Source organism: Lentzea albida (assembly GCF_900111005.1).
Classification (GTDB): Bacteria; Actinomycetota; Actinomycetes; order Mycobacteriales; family Pseudonocardiaceae; genus Lentzea; species Lentzea albida.
The window spans coordinates 395,688-415,154 of sequence record NZ_FOFV01000005.1; the positions used below are offsets into that span (position 1 = coordinate 395,688).

Annotated in this window: 18 protein-coding genes; 11 read left to right on the plus strand and 7 right to left on the minus strand. The window is 69.4% G+C overall.

Features of this window, described 5'->3' with window-relative positions:
* Window positions 1-44: 44 nt before the first annotated feature.
* The 4 genes from BMY74_RS16450 to BMY74_RS16465 all read left to right on the plus strand — a co-directional run bounded on the left by BMY74_RS16450 (window position 45) and on the right by BMY74_RS16465 (window position 5,713).
* Window positions 45-353 carry a helix-turn-helix transcriptional regulator gene (locus BMY74_RS16450; protein WP_245786160.1) on the plus strand — a complete coding sequence of 103 codons (309 nt, stop codon included), beginning with the start codon at window positions 45-47 and terminating at the stop codon, window positions 351-353.
* A gap of 150 nt (window positions 354-503) precedes the next feature.
* Window positions 504-1,019, plus strand: a complete 516-nt coding sequence (locus BMY74_RS16455) for a lamin tail domain-containing protein (RefSeq protein ID WP_177229773.1) — start codon at window positions 504-506, stop codon at window positions 1,017-1,019.
* A gap of 133 nt (window positions 1,020-1,152) precedes the next feature.
* Window positions 1,153-1,788 (plus strand): lamin tail domain-containing protein, encoded by a 636-nt coding sequence (locus BMY74_RS16460; protein WP_089916696.1) that lies wholly within the window; start codon window positions 1,153-1,155, stop codon window positions 1,786-1,788.
* Window positions 1,789-1,969: 181 nt separating this feature from the next.
* Window positions 1,970-5,713, plus strand: coding sequence for a S8 family peptidase (locus tag BMY74_RS16465; RefSeq protein ID WP_245786161.1), 3,744 nt, complete (start codon window positions 1,970-1,972; stop codon window positions 5,711-5,713).
* Here BMY74_RS16465 and BMY74_RS16470 read toward each other — a convergent pair.
* Both BMY74_RS16470 and BMY74_RS16475 read right to left on the minus strand, forming a co-directional pair.
* The gene (locus tag BMY74_RS16470) at window positions 5,698-6,672 is read right to left on the minus strand and encodes a helix-turn-helix domain-containing protein (RefSeq protein WP_245786162.1); all 975 of its coding nucleotides are present in this window, start codon (window positions 6,670-6,672) and stop codon (window positions 5,698-5,700) included. The two genes, BMY74_RS16465 and BMY74_RS16470, sit on opposite strands and share 16 nt — an antisense overlap.
* A gap of 58 nt (window positions 6,673-6,730) precedes the next feature.
* On the minus strand, window positions 6,731-7,189 hold the full coding sequence (locus tag BMY74_RS16475; protein WP_218159645.1) for a MarR family winged helix-turn-helix transcriptional regulator: 459 nt from the start codon (window positions 7,187-7,189) through the stop codon (window positions 6,731-6,733).
* A gap of 108 nt (window positions 7,190-7,297) precedes the next feature.
* Here BMY74_RS16475 and BMY74_RS16480 point away from each other — a divergent pair, with 108 nt between their 5' ends.
* Window positions 7,298-8,443 carry an FAD-dependent monooxygenase gene (locus tag BMY74_RS16480; protein ID WP_089916702.1) on the plus strand — a complete coding sequence of 382 codons (1,146 nt, stop codon included), beginning with the start codon at window positions 7,298-7,300 and terminating at the stop codon, window positions 8,441-8,443.
* A 162-nt stretch (window positions 8,444-8,605) separates the two neighbouring features.
* The gene (locus BMY74_RS16485) at window positions 8,606-9,415 is read left to right on the plus strand and encodes a dioxygenase family protein (RefSeq protein WP_089916704.1); all 810 of its coding nucleotides are present in this window, start codon (window positions 8,606-8,608) and stop codon (window positions 9,413-9,415) included.
* On the opposite strand, the gene BMY74_RS16490 is transcribed toward BMY74_RS16485, so the two are convergent.
* On the minus strand, window positions 9,389-10,648 hold the full coding sequence (locus tag BMY74_RS16490) for a PucR family transcriptional regulator (protein ID WP_089916706.1): 1,260 nt from the start codon (window positions 10,646-10,648) through the stop codon (window positions 9,389-9,391). The genes BMY74_RS16485 and BMY74_RS16490 overlap by 27 nt on opposite strands.
* Window positions 10,649-10,729: 81 nt before the next feature.
* On the opposite strand from BMY74_RS16490, the gene gabT reads away from it, so the two are divergent.
* From gabT to BMY74_RS16520, 5 genes are all read left to right on the plus strand, one after another.
* The gene (gene gabT, locus BMY74_RS16495; protein ID WP_089916711.1) at window positions 10,730-12,013 is read left to right on the plus strand and encodes a 4-aminobutyrate--2-oxoglutarate transaminase; all 1,284 of its coding nucleotides are present in this window, start codon (window positions 10,730-10,732) and stop codon (window positions 12,011-12,013) included.
* A complete protein-coding gene (locus tag BMY74_RS16500) occupies window positions 11,908-13,320 on the plus strand; it encodes an aldehyde dehydrogenase family protein (RefSeq protein WP_425434836.1) in 1,413 nt (470 codons plus the stop codon). The genes gabT and BMY74_RS16500 overlap by 106 nt, the downstream gene beginning before the upstream one ends.
* A gap of 57 nt (window positions 13,321-13,377) precedes the next feature.
* The gene (locus tag BMY74_RS16505) at window positions 13,378-14,340 is read left to right on the plus strand and encodes a LacI family DNA-binding transcriptional regulator (RefSeq protein ID WP_089916716.1); all 963 of its coding nucleotides are present in this window, start codon (window positions 13,378-13,380) and stop codon (window positions 14,338-14,340) included.
* A gap of 313 nt (window positions 14,341-14,653) precedes the next feature.
* Entirely contained in the window at window positions 14,654-15,166 is a 513-nt protein-coding gene (locus BMY74_RS16510; protein ID WP_089916718.1) for a CAP family protein, read from the plus strand.
* Window positions 15,167-16,068: 902 nt separating this feature from the next.
* The gene (locus BMY74_RS16520; RefSeq protein WP_089916723.1) at window positions 16,069-17,358 is read left to right on the plus strand and encodes an amino acid permease; all 1,290 of its coding nucleotides are present in this window, start codon (window positions 16,069-16,071) and stop codon (window positions 17,356-17,358) included.
* Here BMY74_RS16520 and BMY74_RS16525 read toward each other — a convergent pair.
* The 4 genes from BMY74_RS16525 to BMY74_RS16540 all read right to left on the minus strand — a co-directional run bounded on the left by BMY74_RS16525 (window position 17,348) and on the right by BMY74_RS16540 (window position 19,307).
* The gene (locus tag BMY74_RS16525; RefSeq protein ID WP_089916726.1) at window positions 17,348-17,854 is read right to left on the minus strand and encodes an NlpC/P60 family protein; all 507 of its coding nucleotides are present in this window, start codon (window positions 17,852-17,854) and stop codon (window positions 17,348-17,350) included. The genes BMY74_RS16520 and BMY74_RS16525 overlap by 11 nt on opposite strands.
* A gap of 122 nt (window positions 17,855-17,976) precedes the next feature.
* On the minus strand, window positions 17,977-18,234 hold the full coding sequence (locus tag BMY74_RS16530) for a helix-turn-helix domain-containing protein (protein ID WP_089916728.1): 258 nt from the start codon (window positions 18,232-18,234) through the stop codon (window positions 17,977-17,979).
* Window positions 18,235-18,511: 277 nt separating this feature from the next.
* The gene (locus BMY74_RS16535; RefSeq protein WP_089916730.1) at window positions 18,512-19,150 is read right to left on the minus strand and encodes a UdgX family uracil-DNA binding protein; all 639 of its coding nucleotides are present in this window, start codon (window positions 19,148-19,150) and stop codon (window positions 18,512-18,514) included.
* The gene (locus BMY74_RS16540) at window positions 19,128-19,307 is read right to left on the minus strand and encodes a CsbD family protein (RefSeq protein WP_089916734.1); all 180 of its coding nucleotides are present in this window, start codon (window positions 19,305-19,307) and stop codon (window positions 19,128-19,130) included. Before BMY74_RS16540 ends, BMY74_RS16535 begins: the two co-directional genes overlap by 23 nt.
* Between the last annotated feature and the right edge of the window lie 160 nt (window positions 19,308-19,467).

Consider the following 19,467-nt stretch of genomic DNA (forward strand, 5'->3'; position numbering starts at 1 on the left):
TGGTGGTGGACACACCCAGCACCCCACCGAAACGGAGCAGAACCGTGCTCAAGGCAGCCCAACCCGCCCACGAGCACCAGGACGTGCCGCCCATTACCTCGTTGATTCCGCAGGCCAGGCGGGAGCGAGGCCTGACCCAGCGCGAACTCGCGGACCTCTTGTGCGAGATCTCACACAATGACAGCGTGACCCGTGAGGAAGTGTCGCGATGGGAACGCGGTAAACGCATTCCTGGCCCCTACTGGCGCACCTTCCTCAGCGCCGCTCTCGACGTACCACACGCAGCGGTCGACCGTGCGGCGTTGATCGAACGGGAAACTCGCAGAGCCAGGACCGAAGACCCGTCCCGCTAGCGGAGCGCGGGCAGCCGGCAGAGGACTGCCCGCCCGCGGGGAGGTGGCCCCCGGCAGCGGAGGAAAGGGGGCCACTTTCTCCGCAAGGCCCTGGTTGCGAGGACCTTTGGCCCCGTGTGCCACAGTGCACACGGGGCCAGACTGCGTCTTGTGACACCCCTCGGAAACACCCTCGCAACACTGCTGTTCGCCGTCGGCACGGTCGGTGGTGGCCCGGGGGTCTCCCCGATCAAGGTGAACGAGATAGCACTCGGGGCCGCCGGATTCGTCGAGCTGCGCAACACCGGCAGCGCCGCGGCAGACATCGGAGGATGGACGATCGAGACATGCGAGGACGGCATCATGCGAATCCTCGCCGCCATCCCACCCAACACCGCCCTACCAGCGGGCGAATACTTTGTGATTGTCGGATCCGGGTTCAGCGGAACCATGCCGCCCGGACTCCTGGTGGACGCCGTCCACGGAACAGGCGTCATAGCCAGAAACCGGACAGGCGCGCACATCGACAGCATCGGCCTGAGCTCGCACTCGCCGTGCCGCGAAGACGATCCCGCGGCACCGTGCGCCGATTCCTCGCTCGGCCGTGATACGGCTTCCCGCGACACGAATCACAACTCGACCGACTTCACCTGCCAGATTCCGTCTCCCGGCGAAAACAACCCGTAACCTGAATGAAATGGCCCCTTTCGGACCCGAACAGTCGAGAGCAGAGTCAGTTCCAGCGGCACGACAGGCCATCCCGACAAGCCAGTCAGCCGTTTATGAGAAAGTCCGAAACATTTCTCGAAGGGACAGGACAATGCGTCGACTGCTGAGTGGCGCCACCGCACTCGCGATCGCGGGCACCATCGCGCTCACGGGTCTGGCGAGCGCCGCCGAGGAGCCGGAGGCTCCCGAGGTCATGCAGCTTCCGGTAGCGCTGATCAACGAGGTCTCCGCGATGGGCCCCAACGGGCCGCTCGACGAGGCCATCGAGATCATCAACACCTCGTCGCAGCAGCTTGACCTGAACAACTGGGTCATCCGGATCTACAACCAGCGCAACGAGGTCATCCAGACGATTCCGCTGGTCGACGTGACCGGTGAGTCGGTCGTGCTGGCGCCGAGCGGCAACGTCGGCAGCACGCTCGTGCTGACCGGTGCCGAGTTCTCCGGCACCGTGACCAGCCCGAACGTCCTGCCCGTGCGCTTCCTCGGTGAGGAGGGCATCCCGGTCCACGGTGGTGTCGCGGTGTTCGGCAGCGCCGCGCCGAACGCCTTCAAGGTCGACGGTGTCGCGTTCTCGTCGGCGGTGTCCGCCGCCAAGGAGGGCGTGCACGCGCAGCCCGAGAACCAGCGCACGGCGCAGCTCAACGGTTCCAACACGCGGAACCTGCTGAACCAGGACACGAACAACAACCAGCGCGACTTCTCGTTGCAGGAGCGCACCTTCTGATCGACAAGATCTGATCTTCCAAGCGGGTGCACAGGACGTGCCCGGGTCGTTGTTCCTCGACGGCCCGGGCACTTCTCTCTTGTGGCGCGAAGTCGCCAACGGCGACCAGCCGCCGCTTTTTCCTGTTTCCCAACGATTTGCGGCCCCTCATCCTGCTGTGACTGATCACCGAGGAGGCGCCGTGATTCGACAGGTTCTGGCACTTGCCATCACAGCGGCCGCAGTGGCCGCGCCACCGGCGTCCGCCGCCCCGGCGACGTCGGCCCCGCCGCGGACGTCCGAGACGTCACATCGGATCACGCTCATCACCGGCGACGTCGTCGACTACACCGAACGCTCGGACGGTCGCGAGGTCGTCCAGATCCAGGCTGCGCCAAGGGAAGGCGAACCTCCGATCTTCCACACGATGACGACGGACAAAGGTCTGCACGTCTACCCGTCCGACGCGATCGGCGCCATCACCTCGGGCACCGTCGAACGCTCCCTCTTCAACGTCACGGATCTGGTCCGCACCGGCCAGTCCGACGAACGGGCCACCACCGTCCCCGTTCTCGTCACCGGCGGTGTCCTCGCCGGCGCGCACACCAGGATCAGCAGCATCAACGCTTCCGGCGTCCACGTGGAGAAGACCAGGGCGCGGGAGTTCTGGCGGTCACTGGACACGAGCGCGAAGTCCGGTGTGCGGGTGCGCTACGACCGCCCGATCCGTCTCGCGCTCGACCAGACCACGAAACAGGTCGGTGCTCCCTCCGCCTGGCAGGCGGGCCTGAACGGCAGGGGCGTCAGCGTCGCCGTCGTCGACACCGGCATCGACGCGGGACATCCCGACGTCGCCGGGAAGATCACCGCGGCGGAGAACTTCTCCGACGAACCCGACGTGGTGGACCGGCACGGCCACGGCACGCACGTCGCGTCGATCATCGCGGGCACCGGGCAGGCCTCGGCGGGCCGGTACCAGGGCGTCGCTCCCGCCGCGGACATCATCGTGGCCAAGGTGTTCAACGCGGCGGGAGAGGCGGACACGTCGCAGGTGATGGCCGGGATCGAGTGGGCGGCGCGGTCCGGAGCCAAGATCATCAACCTCAGCCTCGGCGGTGCCGTCACGGACGGCACCGACGAGCTGAGCGCGCTGGTGGACCAGCTCTCCGCCGACACCGGCGCGCTGTTCGTGGTGGCGGCGGGCAACAACGGCCCGGCCGGCCGCTCGGTGACCTCGCCCGGCGCGGCGACCTCCGCGCTCACCGTCGGTGCGGTCGACCGGCAGGACAGGCCGGCTCCGTTCAGCAGCACCGGCCCGCGCATCGGCGACGCCCACGCGAAGCCCGAGATCAACGCTCCCGGCGTCGGCGTCGTCGCGGCCCGCGCCGCCGAGACCGGCATGGGTGCCCCTGTCAACGACCGCTACACCGCCGCGTCAGGCACGTCGATGGCCACGCCGCACGTCGCCGGCGCCGCCGCGCTGCTGGCGCAGCAGCACCCGGAGTGGAACGGCGAAACGCTGAAGAACGCGCTCGTCACCAGCGCGACCGACGTCGGCATGCCCTGGTACGAGCAGGGCGCCGGCCGGCTCGACGTGACACGGGCGATCACCCAGAAGGCCACCGGCACCGCGGCGGCGAACTTCGGGCGCTACGAACGCGGCCCGCGAGGGGTCCTCACCCGAGAACTCGAGTACGTCAACGACTCCGACGCGGCGCTGACCCTCGACCTCGCCGCGACGGTGAGGGGCTGGGACGGGAAGTCCACGACGGGGTTCCAGCTCAGCACGGGCAAACTGACCGTCGCTGCTCGCTCCAAGGCCACGGCGGTGCTCACCCTCGACCCCGAGGTCGGCCCCGCGGGCGTGTACGGCGGCGTCGTCGTCGCCACCGGTCAGGGGGTGTCCCTCCGCACCCCCGTCGCCGTGTACGAGGCGCCTCGGACGTTCCCGGTGTCGGTGCACGTCCGCGACGCCGCCGGCAGGCCACCGGCCCCCGCTTTCGGCCAGCTGATCGACGACTCCAACGGCGGCGACGACGTCAACGACCCGTTCGACGACACCGTCAGCTATGTGTTCGACGTCGTCGACGGCGAAGGCATCGCGAACGTGCCGACCGGCAGGTACTCCGCGCTGAGCTGGGCGACGGAGAACAGCGCGGGCACCCGCCGCTGGTCCGCGCTCGCCGCACCGGAGCTGACCGTCACCGGCGCCGCGGAGGTCTCGCTCGACGCGCAGAGGACCGTGCCGATCGAGGTCGTGCCTCCCGGCCCGGCCGAACAGCGGGACCGCACCGTCGCGATGCGCCGCGTGCTGCCCGCCGAGGGCGGGAGAGCGCCTTTGATCACCGAGATGACCGCCGCACTCGGTTCGGCTCCGTGGGAGGTGCGCGCCACACCCGCCGCCGCCTCGAAGCGAGGTGCGATCTCGTTGCAGGACAACGTGACGCTGCAGACGGCCACCGTCACGGCGACGTCCGGCGGCCGGACGCTCAGGACCGACGGCGACGTGGGCGTGCTGACCGCGAAGTGGTCCGGTGACCGCGACCTCGCGATCGGGGGCGACGCGGCCCTGGTGAAGATCAAGCCGGACACCCCGGCCGCGATGGTCAAGGCCGCGAACGCCGCCGCGTCGGCCGCGGCACAGCAGGGGAAGAAGGCGGTTCTGTCCTATGTGGACTCCCCAGGCGCCCTCGCGCTCACCGGGCTGTCGAGCGTCGCGCTGCCGTCGTTGAGCATCAGCAACGCCGAGGGCGAGTTCCTGGTGGGTCAGAAGGCGGTGCGGCTGAGCGTCGCACGGAGTCCGGAAGCGGTGTTCAACCTCAGCTACCTGGACGCGAACGGCATCCCCGCGGACCACCGCCGGGTCGTCGACCCGGCCGCGCTCGTGCAGCGCAGGACCGCCTACCACGCCGAGAAGCCCGGGTTGACCGCGCAGAAGTCGTGGTACCCGTTCCCCACCGGTCTCTGGCAGTCGATGATCATGCGCGGTACCTCGTTCACCCCACCGGCCGCGTGGACCGAGTACATCGGCCCCGGCGACGACCGCATCGTCTGGAAGCGTTCGGTGACGCTGAGCGGCACCGACGCCCAGGGCCAGCGGGCGGCCATGACCATGTTCCAGGAGAACGTGTTCCGCACCGGCCAGCCACCAGGGGTCGAACGCTGGTTCGCCGGGCCGATGCACAGCACGGTGATCGACCTGCAGTCCGACCACCCGGCCCGCTACCCGGCCTCCGGCACCGCGTGGCGGCAGCTCTGCTCCCACTGCCGTGCGGGCGACACGTTCGTCCCGGCGCTGCAGTGGACGGACGACACGCCCGGCCATTACACGAACCCCTACCAGAACAGCAAGTACTTCACCACGACCAAGGTCCGTCTCTTCCGGGGAACCGAGGAGATCCCCGCCGACCAGGAACCACTGGCGTTCTACCCCACGTTCACGATGCTCCCGGAAAAGGCCACCTACCGGCTCGAGGCGGTCGAGACCCACGCACCGGGAGCCGTCGCGGGCGCCGTCAACCCGGTCCTGTTCACCTCGGCACCGCGAACGGACACCACGTGGACGTTCCAGTCCTACCGTTCGCTCAACCCGGCACCACGCGGCTACTCCTGCCACGCGCAGGCGACCAGTTGCCAGTTCCAGCCGCTGATCCGCCTCCGCCACGACCTGCCACTCGACCTCACGAACTCGGCACCGGCGGGCGAACCGTTCGTCTGGCACGTGCACGCCACGAACAGCGCACCCGTGACCGTGGTGAAGGTGCAGTGGTCGGCGGACGGTGCGACCTGGCACCAGGCGGCGGTCCAGCCGAGCGGAGACCGGTGGCAGGCCACGATCGACAAGCCCAGCGGTGACGTGTGGTTGCGCACCGAGGCCAGGGACGGCGCCGGGAACACCGTCACGCAGACCGTCCAGAAGGCGTTCCGGACTCACTCCGGCGGCTGAGTCGGTGGTAGCAGGGAACCGGCACCTCGAGCCGCGGCGCGCAGACCCGCCTGGAAACGGGTCTGCGCGCCCAACTCCTCCATCAGCCGCTGCAGGCGGCGCTGGAACGTCCGATAGCTCAGCCCGAGCTGCTTGGCGATGCTCCGGTCCGGCAGCCCGGTGGCCAGCAACGCGAGCAGCCGCGCGTCCTCGATCAACACCTCGCTGCTCGCGGGCCGGCCCGGCAGGGACAGCGGCACCGCGTCCTCCCACAGCGTGGCGAACAGTGCTCCGAGCGAGTCGAGCAACGCCGACCGGTACACGATCACCGCGCTCTCCAGCGTCGTCTCGGTGCTGTGCAGCGGGATGAGCCCCAGATGACCGTCCGCCAGGATCATCTTCGTCGGCGCGACGGCGACGACCCGCGCCTCCTCCCCCAGCGACAGCCCCATCTCCAGGTCGGCGCGCAGGTCGTGCAGCTCGAGCGCCCGGCGCTCGTAGATCCCGCGGAACCGCACGCCGCGGTTCAGCAGCTCCTCCTCCACCGGGTGCAACGACGTGGGAGCCTTGGCGTAGGGCGGCTTGTCGACGAAGCGGACCTCGTGCCGGGCGGTGCGCATGACCTGGTCGACGCGCCGCGAGATCGCCTCGGCGCCGTGCACGACCTCGACGAGATCGGCGGGCGCGCGCACCCCGGCCGCGCGTTCGTACCGGGCCTGCAGCTCCCCGGCCAGCACCCGGTCGCGGCGCAGGTCGTCCTCCCTGCGCAGGAAGTGCACGGCCAGCGCGACGTCCGGAGCCACCGCGATGTACAGCCCGTCAACCTCGTGGACGAACCCGAGGTCCGTCAACGACCTCAGCGCGGCGCGGACGGTCCGGTCCGCCAGATCTGTCGCGAGGCAGAGCTCGGTGACACCGAGCTGGTAGGAGCTCACCAGCGCCTCGTAGACCTTGTGTTCAGCCGGACGCAATCCGAGCACGCAGGCCAGTATGCCGACTTCCGGCACGGGGTGGCGCGGGGCCGGAAACGGGGCGGCCTCACTCCCCGACGAGGTGCTCCTGCAGGTCGTCCACGAAACGGCTGAGCAGCCGGCCGAACGTCGCCCTGTCCTCCTCCGACCAGTCGGCGATCGCGTCACCGAACCAGCCGAAGATCGCCTCCAGGTAGCGCCCCGCCACCCCGGAGCCCTGGTCCGTCAGTTCGACCAGACGCGCGCGCTGGTCGTCCGGGTCGACCACGCGGCGGACCAGGCTGGCCCGCTCCAGTTCGTGCAGGTGCCTTGTGACGTGCGGACCGACGACCTGCATCCGCGCGGCGATCTCCCCCACCCGCAGTGGCTGACCGGCCATGCGCAGCGTGACGAGCACGGTGAGGCCAGGCCGGTCGATCTGCACGCCGACGTGCTCCACCGCCCGCTCGACCAGCCGGCTCCGGTTGAGCACGGTGCCCAGTCGCATCAGTTGCGGCAGCATCGCCGCGGGGTCCAGCGCGCTCATCTCACACCTTACTTACCTAACTTAGGTATACGCTTGCCCTGTTCGCGTTCACGGTAGCGATCATCGCGCCGCGAAAAAGGATACCTAAGTTAGTTATCTGGAGGGACGATGGGTTCGATCCTGATCTCCGGGGCCAGCATCGCCGGCCCCGCGCTCGCGTTCTGGCTGCGGCGGCGCGGCCACGACGTCACCGTGGTCGAGAAGTCGCACGCCCTGCGCGGCGGCGGGTACCCGATCGACATCCGCGGCACCGCGGTGACCGTCGTCGAGCGGATGGGCCTGCTCCCCCGCCTGCGCGAGGCCCACGTCGACACCCGCCGGTTCACGTTCGTGGACGCCGAGGGCGGCCGGGTCGCGTCGATCCGGCCCGAGTCGCTCATCGGCGACACCGGAGGTGACCTCGAAATCCGGCGCGGTGACCTGGCCGAGATCCTCTACGAGGTCGTGCGCGACGACGTGGAGTTCCTCTTCGGCGACAGCATCATCGCGCTGGAGGAGCACGCCGGCGGTGTCGAGGTGACGTTGCGCAGCGGCCTGCGGCGCACCTACGACCACGTGGTCGGCGCGGACGGGCTGCACTCGGCCGTGCGCGAGCTGACGTTCGGGCCGGAGGAGCGGTTCCACCGCTACCTCGGCTACTGCTTCGCGGGCTTCACGCTGCCGAACCACCTCGGCCTGGAGCACGAGGCGTTGCTGTGGAACGAACCCGGCCGCGCCGCGGCGCTGTACGCGGTGGGGGCGGAGAAGACCGTCCACGGCTTCCTGAGCTTCACGCGAGACGAGGCCCCGTTCGGCGCGTTCCGGGACCCTCAGGCCCAGCGCGACCTCGTGGCGTCGGTGTTCGCCGGTGACGGCTGGGAGGTGCCCGGGATGGTGAAGGCCATGCGGGAGGCGGACGACCTGTTCTTCGACACGGTCAGCCAGATCCGCATGCCGCGCTGGTCGTCCGGCCGCGTCGTGCTGACCGGGGACGCCGCGCACGCGCCGTCGTTCCTGACCGGGCAGGGCTCCAGCCTCGCGCTGGTCGGTGCCTACGTCCTGGCGGGCACCATGGACGACTTCGCGGAGTACGAGCGGCTGCTCCGGCCGTTCGTCGAGGCGAACCAGAACCTGGTCGACGTCGGCGACGCGGAACTGTTCCCCGGTACGGCCGAAGCCCTGGCCGCGCGCAACGCCGCCCTGCGTGCGCGCGAGACGGTGCCCGCCGAGGCGCGGCCCGAACACTCCGCGATGACGCTCCCCGACTTCGGCTAGTGGTGTGGCGCAGAAGGTGGCCGGGGGATTTCGCGGTCAGACGGGTGGATCGTGGCGCCCTGCTGGGCCCGCATCACCTCGCCGACCTCCTGCGACGCACCACTAGCTACACAACAGGTTCTCCACAGGCGACTCACAGGAAGCAGCCGCACTCTGAGTCGCATGACCGACAACCACGACCGCGGCCTCCAGTTCGACCTCGCCACGCTCATCGGGCGCAGGCGGGCGTTGTCGCTGCTCGGCGGCGCAGGCCTCACGCTCGTGGCCTGCGCCCCGTCGACCACCACCGCGACGTCGACCACCACCACCGGCTCGTCCACGACCACCACGACCGCCGACGGCTCGCCGCTGGAGGCGATCCCCGAGGAGACCGCCGGGCCCTACCCCGGCGACGGTTCCAACGGACCGAACGCGCTGACGCAGAGCGGCATCGTGCGTTCGGACATCCGCTCCAGCTTCGGGTCCTCGACCCGCACGGCCGAGGGCGTGCAGTTGACCATCGACCTGACGGTCAAGAAGGAGGACGGCAGCGCGTTCACCGGCGCCGCGGTGTACCTGTGGCACTGCGACATCAACGGCGACTACTCGATGTACTCGGACCGCGTGAAGGACGAGAACTTCCTGCGCGGCGTCCAGGAGGCCGACTCCTCCGGCAGGCTGAAGTTCGTCAGCGTGTTCCCCGGCGCTTACTCGGGGCGCTGGCCGCACATCCACTTCGAGGTCTACCCGAGCCTCGCCGAGGCGACCAAGGCGGGCAACAAGATCACGACCTCGCAGCTCGCGTTGCCCGAGACGACGTGCAAGGAGGTCTACGGCACGACCGGCTACACGCAGAGCGTCCGGAACATGTCGCGGACCTCGCTGGAGCAGGACATGGTGTTCCGCGACGGCGTGGACGAGCAGATGGCCACGATGTCGGGCAACGCCCAGTCCGGCTACACCGCCTCACTGGCCTTCGCGGTGCAGGGCTAGCCACAGCTCCGCGCGCAGGCCCGGTGAGTCGAGCGAGCGTCCCAGTGCCTGCTCGGCCTTCCGCACCCGGTTCCTCAGGGTGTGGCGGTGCACGCCGAGCTGTGCGGCCGCCGGGTCCCAGGCGCCGTGGTGGGTCAGCCAGACCCGCAGCGTCTCGCGGGTCTCGGGGTCGAGCGGCCTGAGCAACGCGTCCGCGAACCCTTCCGGGACCTCGAGGCTGCCCGCGAGGTCCTCGAACCGGCGCACCCCCGCTTGACGTGCCTGGCGGGCCTCGCGGTAGCCCCGCGCGACGCCGGTGACGTCCACTTCGGACGATGCGAAGCCGTCGAAGTGCTGTGCCAGCACGACGATCCGGCCCTCGTGCTCGGCCCAGAACCCGTCTGCGGGCGGCTCGTCGGTGAGGAAGACGCGGAAGCGCTCGGGCAGGCCGTCGACCGGGATCCCGTTCAGCAGCAACCGGAACTGGCCCGCGCGCAGCTCGCGGTGCGCCGCGTCGACGGCGTCGTTCTGCGCCAGGGCGAGGGTGAGCAGCGAGGCCGCGGTGTTCACGATGCCCGGATCCGGGTTCGCGGCACCGACCGCCAGCACACCCCGGGCACGGCTGCCGAGCACCTGCAGGAACACGTGCACGCCGTCGAGCTCGAACGCGGCGCTGGCGAGTCCGCCCGCGGTCCTCAGCCGGGCGAGCTCGCCGGTCAGGTCGGGGACGAGGCGCGGGTTGTGCGCGTGGACGGGCTCCCCCGCCGCGTCGAGCAGCACGACCCAGCCGTCGACCCACTGCCCGAGCCGCCGCACCACACCGGCCACACCACCCCGCACGGCCGCCCGGCTCAACGCCCGTTGCGCCTCGCTCATCCGAGTCAGTGCCGCGTACTCGTCCGCGGCGAGGGCCTTCGACACCGCCTTGCTGATGGCGATGAACGGCACCTCGCGCGGCACCTCGACCAGGCCCAGCCCAGCCCCGGCGGCCGCTTCCACCAGCTCGGGCGGCACGACGTCGTGGCCCAGTCCCGTGCCGAAGCCGAGCCCGACCACGCCCGCGCGCACGAGCCGTTCGACGTACTCGGCGCCGACCACGGCCAGTCCCGTCGTCAGGAGCAGCTCGCCGCCCTCCAGGAACGGCGTGGGGTCCGCGAGCTCGGTGCCGTGCACCCAGCCGACGGGTCTCGACACGTCCCCGGCCAGCACCGGGAGCCGCAGCGTCCGGGCCAGGTCCCGCAGCGCGATGGGCATGTGCCAGTTTGTACAACCTCGACCGCGAAGATCGCCATTTCAGCCACTGCGCGCCGCGTTGACCAGGGCCATGCTGAGCACATGACCCGACTGCGCACCGCGATCCCCGGTCCCAAGTCGCTGGAACTCCAGGCGCGGCGCAAGGGCGCCGTCGCCACCGGAGTCGGCTCGACGCTGCCCGTCTACATCGAGTCCGCCGACGACGGCCTGCTCGTCGACGTCGACGGCAACCAGCTCATCGACCTCGGCTCCGGCATCGCGGTGACGAACGCGGGCAACCCCGCGCCCGCCGTCGCCGAGGCGGTGCACGCGCAGATCGACAGGTTCAGCCACACCTGTTTCATGATCACGCCGTACGAGAGCTACCTCGAGGTCTGCGAGGCGTTGAACGAGCTCACGCCGGGCGAGCACGAGAAGCGGTCGGTGCTGTTCAACTCCGGCGCGGAGGCCGTCGAGAACGCGGTCAAGATCGCCCGCCACGTCACCGGCAGGCAGGCCGTCGTGGTGTTCGACCACGGCTACCACGGCCGCACCAACCTCACGATGGCGTTGACGGCCAAGAACATGCCGTACAAGCACCGGTTCGGACCGTTCGCGCCCGAGGTCTACCGCGTGCCGGGGTCCTACCCGCTGCACGACGGCCTGACCGGTGCCGAAGCCGCGGCCAGGGCGATCGCGGCGATCGAGAAGCAGGTCGGCGCGGACAACACCGCCGCCCTCGTGATCGAGCCGATCCAGGGCGAGGGCGGGTTCGTCGAGCCCGCCGAGGGCTTCCTGCCGGCGATCGCGCAGTGGTGCCGTGACCGCGGCGTGCTGTTCGTCGCCGACGAGATCCAGACGGGCTTCTGCCGCACCGGCTCGTGGTTCGCGCTCGACCACGAGGGCGTGGTGCCGGACCTGATCACCACGGCCAAGGGCATCGCGGGCGGCCTGCCGCTCGCCGCCGTGACCGGTCGCGCCGAGATCATGGACGCCGTGCACGTCGGCGGCCTCGGCGGCACTTACGGCGGCAACCCGGTGGCCTGCGCCGCCGCTCTGGGCGCCATCCGCACGATGCGCGAGCGCGACCTCAACGCGGCCGCCCGCCGCATCGAGGAGACGGTGCTCGGCAGGCTCCGGGCGATCGCGGAGAAGACCGACGTCATCGCGGACATCCGCGGCCGCGGCGCGATGCTCGCCATCGAGTTCACCGAACGCACGCCCGACATCGCCGCACGCGTCGCGAAGGCGTGCCACGAACAGGGTGTCGTCGTGCTGACGTGCGGCACCTACGGCAACGTGATCCGCTTGCTGCCACCGTTGGTCATCCCGGACGACCTGCTCGCCGAAGGTCTCGACGTGCTCGAAGGAGCCCTGCTCGCATGATCGACTTCCACACCGCCACCGACGTCGAGAACGCCGTCGCGAAGGCTTCCGCCGTCGCTCCCGAACTCGCCGCGCTGCCCGCGCACCGCCGCGCGTCCGCTCTGGACCACGTCTCGCGCCGGCTGGCCGAGCGCGCCGAGGAGTTCGCGCAGGCCATCAACGACGACTCGGGCAAGCCGCTGAAGTGGGCGCGGGTCGAGGTGACCCGCGCGATCTCCACGTTCCGCTGGGCGGCCGAGGAGGCGCGCCGGTTCTCCGGCGAGTTGCAGCGCCTCGACACCGACCCGTCCGCCGAGGGTCGCCTCGCGCTGGTCCGCCGGGTGCCGCGCGGCCCGGTGCTGGGCATCGCACCGTTCAACTTCCCGCTGAACCTGGTGGCGCACAAGGTGGCGCCGGCCATCGCCGTCGGCGCCCCCATCGTGCTGAAGCCCGCGCCCGCCACGCCGAAGGTCGCATTTCTGCTCGCCGACCTGCTCGCCGAGACGGACCTGCCGGACGGCGCGTTCGCGGTCCTGCACCTGTCCAATGAGGACACCGCCGCGCTGGTCGAGGACCCGCGCCTGCCCGTGGTGTCGTTCACCGGCTCCGGCCCGGTCGGCTGGGGCATCAAGGACCGCGTGCCGCGCAAGCACGTGACGCTCGAACTCGGCGGCAACGCGGCCGCGATCGTCGCGCCGGACTGGCAGGACGTCGAGTTCGCGGCACAGCGCATCGCCACGTTCGCGATGTACCAGGCGGGCCAGTCGTGCATCTCGGTGCAGCGCGTCTTCGTGCACACCGACCTGTACGACGCGGTCTCGGAGGCCGTGGTGCGGCACGTAGCCAAGCTCGACGTGGCGGGCGACGTCGGCCCGTTGATCAACGACGCCGCCGCGGACCGCGTCGAGGAGTGGGTGCGCGAGGCGTCGGCCACGGTCCTCACCGGCGGGACCCGCAACGGCCGCACCTACGCGCCGACCGTGCTGACGGACGTGCCGGAGGACTCGAAGGTCAACGCCGAGGAGGTCTTCGGCCCGGTCGTGACGCTCACCCGCGTCGACAGCGTCGAGGAGGCGTTCGACCGCGTGAACGCGTCCCGCTACGGCCTGCAGGCGGGCGTGTTCACCACGGACGTGCGACTCGCTTTCCGCGCCGCGCAACGACTCCAGGTCGGCGGCGTGATCGTCGGCGACGTGCCGAGCTACCGCGCGGACCAGATGCCGTACGGCGGCGTGAAGGAGTCCGGCACCGGCCGCGAGGGCCTGCGCGCGGCCATGGAGGACATGACCGAACCGCGCGTGCTCGTCCTGACCGGCCTGGAGCTGTGACCCCCGCGCTCCTCCGACGCGCGAGGCGCACTTGACCTTGACTGCGATGATCTGCACGTGGCCGTCACGATCAGGGATGTCGCTCGCCAGGCTCAGGTCTCCGTCTCGACGGTGTCGCGCGCGCTCAGCGCACCGGGCCTGGTGAAGGAGGCCACCCGCCAACGCGTCCTGGAGGTCGTCGCCGGCCTCGGCTACCAGCCGAACCGCGCGGCGCGCAGCCTGATCACCGGCCGCACCGGCAACCTCGGCATCGTGGTGCCCGACCTGCTCAACCCATTCTTCCCGTCGGTCCTGCGGGGAGTGCAGACGAGGGCGGGCGAGGCGGGCACCTCGGTGTTCTTCACCGACAGCAGGGAAGACCCCGACACCGAGGCGCAGCTGGTGCGCACGATGTCGGCGCAGGTAGACGGCGTGGTCCTGTGCGCCTCACTGCTCTCCGACGACACCATCGCCGAACTGGCGGCACTCACCCCGCTGGTGCTCATCAACCGCATCGTGCCGGGCGTCTCGTCGGTCCTGATGGACAGCGCCTCGGGCATGGACCAGGTCGTCACGCACCTGGAAGCGTTGGGCCACAAGCACCACGTCTACCTCGGCGGCCCGGCGGCGGCGTGGTCGAACAACCGCAGGATCCAGGGCCTGGCAGGCCGAGCGCACCTGCTCGGCTCGTTCGACCCGAACTTCGACGGCGGCTACCGGGCAGCGGAACAGGCGCTCAAAACGGGCGCGACGGCGTTCATCGCCTACAACGACCTCATCGCCCTGGGCGCACTCGCCCACCTCGCGGAACGCGGCATCAAGGTGCCGGACGAGATCAGCGTGACGGGCTTCGACGACATCCTCTACGCCACCATGTGCTCCCCGCCGCTGACGACGGTCCACATGCCGACGGAAACCGCGGGCGAGGTCGCCGTTGACCTGCTCGCCACTCTCCTCGACGGAGGACCCGCCGAGCACCGGGAACTCCCGACGACACTCGTAGTGCGTGGAAGCACGGCCAAACCTCGGATGTCGGTCTGACTCCCGGCAGCAAGACCGGAACCTGACGAAGACCCTGCCCGCCGACCACGGGTAGGACGGATCTCTCAGGCGTGAATCACCCATTCGACGCGACCGCATTCATCACGGTGAACACACGACCACGTCGAGTGATCTCTAGTCGTACCCGCGAACGTGCCCGTCCTCGTCGGCGAGAATGTCGTAGCCATCCATGCGAAGCTCCTTCCAGCACTAGTCGACCAACAAACAGTAGAGCCTCAGCCGCGTCCTGTGGAGTGAATTTACGCCGCAACCGGGGTAGTCAACGCTAACCCAAAGGAGTCGCAGGGACACCATGCTCATCGCAATCGTGACAGCCACAGCCCTGCTCCTCCCCACACCTCCCACCAGCACCGATCCAGTAGCCACCACGGTGCACACCATCAACGCTCTCCGCGCAATGCACGGCGCGCCACCCCTCTCACTCGATTCCGAAGTGTCAAGAACGGCGCAAGAATGGGCGGACCACCTCCAGTCCACAAACCGATTCGAACACCGACCTCACAACCCCTACGGCGAGAACCTCTACGAGACCGGCCACAACCGATCAATCGATTCAGCGGCAGCCGACGCCCTCGAAGACTGGTACCGCGAATCCCGCCGCTACGACTACTCCGAGGAGATGACGCAGTCGAACCTCGACCTCTCACTCCTGCACTTCACCGCGATGGTGTGGAAGTCGTCCGATCGGGTGGGCGTGGGCCTGGCCCAGGGCCGCAACGGCACCTACGTGGTGGTCAACTTCGCGGCACGCGGCAACACGCTGAACCGCTTCCGGGCGAACGTGCACCCACCGACCGAGGGCTGAGGGGGCGGGCGGGACAGGAGGGGGTTGGCGACAGCCGCGACGCCGCAGGCGAGCCGTCCTCAGCAAAGAGGTACCGCCACCGCAACCACACTACGAAACAGGCAGCCGCTCTACGCAGCAGGCGTGCCATCAACCCGCTATCGGCGCTACCCCCTGATCAGATTGCCGGGGTCTGGGGCAGAGCCCCAGGGGAAGCACGCAAGGCGACCAGGCCGCCCGCAGAAGCGGCCACCCCCTCACCGCAACCCAGCAGTCTCCGTAACCGCCCTCAAAGCCGCCACCACAGCAGAAAACGGCGGCAGCCCAGGCCTCCCACCAGCCCCAGCCCCAGGCCCATCCCCCAACCACCGCACCCCACCCCCATCAATCCGGGAGGGCGGCAAAGGCACCAACGTCCCCAACCGATGAGTAAGGGCTCCCCGAGCCCGCAACCGAATCAGGTTCACCTGAGAGGCGGAATCCGCGGACTCGGTGAGAAGCAACCACCTCTCCGCACGCCCAGCGGCAGGCAACACCACCACAGGCCCACCAAGCAGCCGCACGGACAGGTACTGCTGCACCTCAGCCCCGACCCCGGCCGGCATCTCCACAGCGGACACCACGGCATCGGTGGTCAGCAGCAACCGGTTCTCCGACCGCAACACCAACCACCCCCACTCCGCATACCGCTCCAAAGCACCAGAAAACGTCTCAAGCCGCGGCAGGACCTCCGACGACAGGGCCTCGGACGGCAGTACTCCCTCAGGCGAGCTCATCGATCTCACCCTCACTCATCTCGGTGCGATGTAACTCCGATCACACGATTTGACTACCCACCACCACAAAACTCACTATCGGCGCGCCATCGTCACACTCGAACGGGGCTGGAGCACGTGAGTCACCTGCGGGAACGGCATGTCACCATGATCGCGCTGGGTGGCGTGATCGGAGCCGGTCTGTTCGTCGGGACCGGGGCGGGCATCGCGCTCGCCGGGCCGGCGGTCCTGATCTCCTTCGCGTTCGCCGGGCTCCTGGCGCTCCTCGTCCTGCGCATGCTCGGCGAGATGGCGGCCGAGCACCCGAGTGGCGGCGCGTTCTCGGTGCACGCGGAGAAGGCGATCGGGCCGTGGGCCGGGTTCACGGTCGGCTGGACCTACTGGGCCGCGGTGGGTGTCGTGCTCGCCGTCGAGGCGACCGGGGCGGCGAAGATCGCGTCAGGCTGGGTCCCCGCGGTGCCGCAGTGGACGTGGGTGCTCATCTTCATGTCGGCGCTGACCGCGGTGAACCTCGTGAACGTGCGCAGCTTCGGCGAGTTCGAGTTCTGGTTCGCGGGGCTCAAGGTCGCCGCGATCGTGCTCTTCCTGCTGCTCGGCCTCGCGGCCATAGCGGGCATCGGGTTCGACTCCCCCGGCACCGAGAACCTGGAGGACTTCCTGCCCAACGGGTGGGGCGGCGTGGTGGCCGGTTTCATGGTCACCGTGTTCGCGTTCGGCGGGCTGGAGGTCGTCACGATCGCCGCCGCGGACGCCGAAGACCCGAAGCAGGCCGTCAAGAAGGCCGTGCGGACGTCCATGACGCGGCTGCTGGTCTTCTACCTCGGCTCGATGGCGGTGGTGGTGACCCTGCTGCCGTGGAACGACTCCGAGGTCGGCGCGAGCCCGTACGTCGCCGTGCTCAACCGGCTCGGCATCCCCGCGGCCGGGCAGATCATGAACGTCGTCATCTTCGTGGCGCTGCTGAGCGCCATCAACGCCACCCTCTACGGCGCCGCGCGCATGCTCAGCTCGCTCGCCGAGCGCGGTGAGGCGCCGAAAGCCTTGCTGAACAAGAAGAACGGGGTTCCGCGCAACGCCGTGCTCGCGTCGGTCGCGTTCGGATTCTTCTCCGTGCTGCTCAACTACCTGTGGCCGGACACGGTGTTCCTGCTGCTGCTCAACGCCGTGGGCTCGGCCCTGCTCGTCGTCTGGGCGTTCATCGCCGTCTCGCAGATCCGGCTGCGCCGCGACACCCCGAACCCGGCCGTTCCCATGTGGGGCTACCCGTACCTGTCCTGGCTGGCGCTGGCGGCGATCGTCACGGTCATCGTGCTGATGCTCAGTGACGAGCAGGCCCGCGTCCAGATCCTGTCCACGGGCGTGCTCGTCGCCGCCATCGCGGCGGTGGCGCTCATCAGGTCAGCGGTCCGCCGCAACGGGGAGAAGATCAGTCGGTGATGTTCTTCAGCCGGTAGGCCTTGTACTTCGTGTCCGTCAGGCCGTACGTGAGCGCGCGGTGGTCGGTGCCGTGGCCGCCGCGCTGTTCGTAGGCCAGGTACTGCGACCTGTCGTCCGCAGTCCACTTCTCGAAGATCACGACGTGCCGGAAGTCGTCGCCGGGTTCGTCGACCGGGTCGATGAGGAGATCACCCGGCCGCAGATCGGCGACCTCGATCGGCGTGGTGTATTCGTCGGTGGCGAGAACAACGGTGTTCGGACCGCCCTGGGGATTCGCATTGTCCAGCAGGGCGGCCATCGAGACGAAACCCGAACAGTCCTGCCGGTACCCGTCCGCCCAGTACTCCGTCATGCTGTACGGCACCTGCGCACCGCCGTTCGCGGTCAGCCACGTCGCAGCCCTTTGGAGCAGCTCACCCCTGCTGATCTGCGCTTCCGGCGCCGCGGACGCCGCAGGAGCACCCACGAGGACGAGCGCGAAGAATGCGGTGATCAACCCTGAAATGAATTTCACGGCTTCCCCCTGCATCGATAAGAGCGGATTTCGCAGCTCCAACCGAACACAGGCGAGAAGTGGAGGTCAAGAACACCAGCGGGTAAACCACCCACACCGGCGAACTAGGCCGAGCGGCTCTGCGGGCTCAGCAGTTCGTTGATGGAATCGAGCGAGATCCCGAGGGCGCCGGCGAGCGCGGCGATGGTGAAGAACGACGGCGTGGGTGCGCGTCCGGTCTCGATCTTGCGCACGGTCTCGGCGGACAGGCCCGCGCGGGCCGCGATCTCGACCATGCTCTCGTCACCGCGGGCGTCCCGCAGCAACTGACCGAGCCGCCTGCCGCGATCCCGTTCCAGTGACGTCAGGGGGATGCGCACCATGCCTGCGGATTCTACGCGAACCAGACGCTCGGGGTGACGTGAGAAAAGTCCGTTGCACGGCCCCGCGATCACGACATAGGTTCGAAGTACACAAGAGAGGAGGTGGTCCGAAGTTGTATAGCTACAGGACTCGTGAGGTGGCTGTCCGCTAGGACCGCCTTTGGTGACGCCTAGTCGTAAACCCAGGCAGCCACCCGACCCCCGGACTTCGAGCGCTGGTCCCGCTCGGCCTGCTCGCGCAGGAGTCGTCCGGGGGTTGTCCCGTTTCCGGGCCCTGTCAGGCCTGCGCAACCGCCTTCTGGACGGCCACGAGGTCCGCCACGAACGCGTCGAACGACTCGCGGAAGTCCTCCGCCCGCACCACCGAGGACGGGTGCACCGTCACCCCGACCCGCAGCCCGTCGTGCTCCAGCACCTCACCCCGGTGCTCGGTCAGCTTGAACGACGGCCCGAGCACGGCCTTGGCCGCCACGGCGCCCAGCACGACGACGAGCCGGGGCTCCACCACCCGGATCTCCTCGCGCAACCACGGGAAGCACGCCACGACCTCGCCACGCCGGGGCGTCTGGTGGATCCGGCGCTTGCCCCGCTCGACGAACCTGAAGTGCTTCACCGCGTTCGTCAGGTACGTCTTCGCCCGGTCGATGCCGGCGGCGTCCAGCGCCTTGTCCAGCAACCGCCCGGCGGGCCCGACGAACACGTGGCCCTCGGTGTCCTCGCGGTCACCGGGGCACTCCCCCACCATCATCAGCTTCGCGGGCACCGGCCCCTCGCCGAACACGGTCTGTGAGGCGTCGCGGTACAGATCGCAGCCGCGGCACCCGGCGGCCGCCGAACGCAACGCCGCCCAGTCCTTCCCCTCGGGGACGAACTGGGCGGCGCCGGTGTCCTGGCTACTTGTCCGAGCGGAAGGCATCCTTGACCTTCTCGCCGGCCTGCTTCAGAGCGCCCTTGGCCTGCTCCGCGCGGCCCTCGGCCTGCCACTGCTCGTTGTCCGTGGCGTCGCCGACAGCTTCCTTGGCGCGGCCCTTGAGCTCCTCAGCCTTGTTGCTGATCTTGTCGTCGGCACCCATGGATCAGGCTCCTTCACTAGCGGTCGACTACGTTGTTCGGTTACCCGGCGAGCACGGTCTGAAACAGTTGATAAGGTGATCACTCGCGGTTGAGAACCCAGCCGCAAGCCGTTGTGACGGCTTGCTCTGGGTGTGCCCGCCCTTCGCAATGCGCTTCCAG

Excerpts from the sequence above, each read along its gene's own strand:
- BMY74_RS16530 (WP_089916728.1), bottom strand. The coding sequence starts at position 18,234 with ATGGTGCGCATCCCCCTGACGTCACTGGAACGGGATCGCGGCAGGCGG.
- BMY74_RS16490 (WP_089916706.1), bottom strand. The coding sequence starts at position 10,648 with ATGCCCATCGCGCTGCGGGACCTGGCCCGGACGCTGCGGCTCCCGGTG.
- BMY74_RS16540 (WP_089916734.1), bottom strand. The coding sequence starts at position 19,307 with ATGGGTGCCGACGACAAGATCAGCAACAAGGCTGAGGAGCTCAAGGGC.
- BMY74_RS16535 (WP_089916730.1), bottom strand. The coding sequence starts at position 19,150 with ATGCCTTCCGCTCGGACAAGTAGCCAGGACACCGGCGCCGCCCAGTTC.
- gabT (WP_089916711.1), top strand. The coding sequence starts at position 10,730 with ATGACCCGACTGCGCACCGCGATCCCCGGTCCCAAGTCGCTGGAACTC.
- BMY74_RS16460 (WP_089916696.1), top strand. The coding sequence starts at position 1,153 with ATGCGTCGACTGCTGAGTGGCGCCACCGCACTCGCGATCGCGGGCACC.
- BMY74_RS16485 (WP_089916704.1), top strand. The coding sequence starts at position 8,606 with ATGACCGACAACCACGACCGCGGCCTCCAGTTCGACCTCGCCACGCTC.
- BMY74_RS16510 (WP_089916718.1), top strand. The coding sequence starts at position 14,654 with ATGCTCATCGCAATCGTGACAGCCACAGCCCTGCTCCTCCCCACACCT.
- BMY74_RS16520 (WP_089916723.1), top strand. The coding sequence starts at position 16,069 with ATGATCGCGCTGGGTGGCGTGATCGGAGCCGGTCTGTTCGTCGGGACC.
- BMY74_RS16475 (WP_218159645.1), bottom strand. The coding sequence starts at position 7,189 with ATGAGCGCGCTGGACCCCGCGGCGATGCTGCCGCAACTGATGCGACTG.
- BMY74_RS16480 (WP_089916702.1), top strand. The coding sequence starts at position 7,298 with ATGGGTTCGATCCTGATCTCCGGGGCCAGCATCGCCGGCCCCGCGCTC.